The sequence below is a fragment of the Lachnoanaerobaculum sp. MSX33 genome (assembly GCF_000512995.1).
GTDB lineage: Bacteria > Bacillota > Clostridia > Lachnospirales > Lachnospiraceae > Lachnoanaerobaculum.
The window spans coordinates 1-2,011 of sequence record NZ_AZXX01000004.1 but is presented as its reverse complement, the minus strand read 5'-3'; the positions used below and the strand labels follow the sequence as shown (position 1 = coordinate 2,011).

1 protein-coding gene is annotated in these 2,011 nt (G+C 33.9%); it reads left to right on the top strand.

All coding sequences use genetic code 11. The annotated features are described in order from the left end of the window. Nucleotides 1-151 precede the first annotated feature (151 nt). Complete coding sequence (locus HMPREF1495_RS00315; protein ID WP_034211103.1) at nt 152-1,927, top strand: IS1634 family transposase; 1,776 nt, start codon at nt 152-154, stop codon at nt 1,925-1,927. Nucleotides 1,928-2,011 lie beyond the last annotated feature (84 nt).

The window sequence follows — 2,011 nt, the reverse complement described above, 5'->3', positions numbered from 1 at the left end:
CCGGGAGTTTGACAGCTAACTACTCCCTCTATAAACCTCAAACCCTTATAAAGACTGGATTTCAGTCTTATCTTTTTGTCAATTTATTCGTTATTTTATGTAGCTATTTGTAGCTATTTATAGTATAATATGAGCATGGAGGTTGAATGCTATGAAACTTACTGTAAGTAAATCAAAAAACTCTGCTACATTTTATGTTCAGAAATCTATACGCAAATCCAATGGTTCTGTCACTACAGTTACTATTGAAAAACTTGGAAATCTTGATATGGTTAAGACTAGAGCTAATGGAAAAGACCCTTACATTTGGGCTCAGGAATATGTTGATGAACTTAATCGTAAGGAATATGAGGAACAAAAAGAAATTTTAATAAAATGTTCTCCTTCAAAGCTCCTGAAACCTGATGAAAAACATTTGTTTAACTGTGGATATCTATTTCTTCAGAGTATTTACTATTCACTTAAGCTGGATAAAATCTGTTCTAAAATTTCAAAGAAGTATAGCTTTGAATATGATTTGAACGATATTTTATCTCGACTAATTTTTACTCGTATCCTTTATCCATCTTCTAAGTTGGCATCAAATCGTTCTTCCAAAATGTTTATTGAGCAGCCGACCTTTAATTTACATGATATATATCGTTCACTTTCTGTTTTATCTAAAGAAAGTGACTTTATTCAATCTGAGCTTTATAAAAATAGCCAAAGAATACTTCCTCGCAGGAATGACATTCTTTACTATGATTGCACAAACTATTACTTTGAAATCGAGCAGGAAGACGAACTTAGGAAATATGGAAAATCAAAACAACATCAACCACTACCTATTGTCGGAATGGGAATGTTTATGGATCATGACGGTATTCCTCTTGCTTTTGATATTTTCCCCGGAAATAAGAATGAGCAGCCAACACTAAAGCCTCTGGAACAAAAGGTAATCGATGATTATGGTATTGATAGTATTATTATCTGTACAGACGCAGGTCTGTCCTCAAATGCCAATAGAAAGTTTAACGACAAAACTTTATTTGGTGAAAAAATAAGAAGTTTTATAACAACACAATCTATAAAACAACTCCCAAAATATTTAAAGGAGTTTGCTCTAGACCCTGAAGGCTGGTCACTACAAGGTGAAACAGGATTATTTAATCTGAATAACCTTGATGAACAGACAGACTATAATAAAGTCTTTTATAAGGAAAGGTGGATTAAAGAAGATTTATCAGATAAAAAAGTCAAAGAAGGTAATAAAGCTCTAGAGCAACATCTTATAGTATCATTCTCCTTAAAGTACAAAAAATATCATCAGAAAATCAGGCAAAGCCAGATTGACCGTGCTAATAAGCTTATTGAAAAAGGGGAATATAAAAGAAATCAAAAAAATCAAAATGATCCACGCCGTTTTATTGCTACCGAAGCAATGACATCTTCAGGAGAAGTCTGTGACAGAGAAATCCCTTATATAGATTCGAACCTCATAGCTGAAGAGGAAAAATATGACGGTTTCTATGCCGTTTGTACTAATTTGGAGACAACAAGTGCCGAAGAAATAGTTCGTATAAACAAGAAGAGATGGGAAATCGAAGAATGTTTCAGAATCATGAAAACCGAGTTCAGTGCACGCCCCATTTATCTTCAAAGAGAGGATCGCATAAAGGCACACTTCATAACTTGTTTTGCTTCATTGGTAGTCTTTAGGATACTTGAGAAAAAACTTGGTGAACAATATACATGCGATGAGATTATTAACGTATTACGCTCTATGATGATGTATCGTCCGGGAGAAAAGTTAGGATATCTACCCGCTTATACAAGAACAGCCTTAACAGATGCACTTCATGAAGTATTCGGATTTCGTACCGATTACGAAATTTTAACCGATTTGAGTATGAAAAAAGTCTTTCGGGAAAGCAAAAAAAGTAGGTAGTTCTAGCTACACTTTTGTGAATTAAAAAAGGTCTGAAACCCTTGATATATATGGCTTTCAGACCTTTTAGCTGTCAAAGACAGG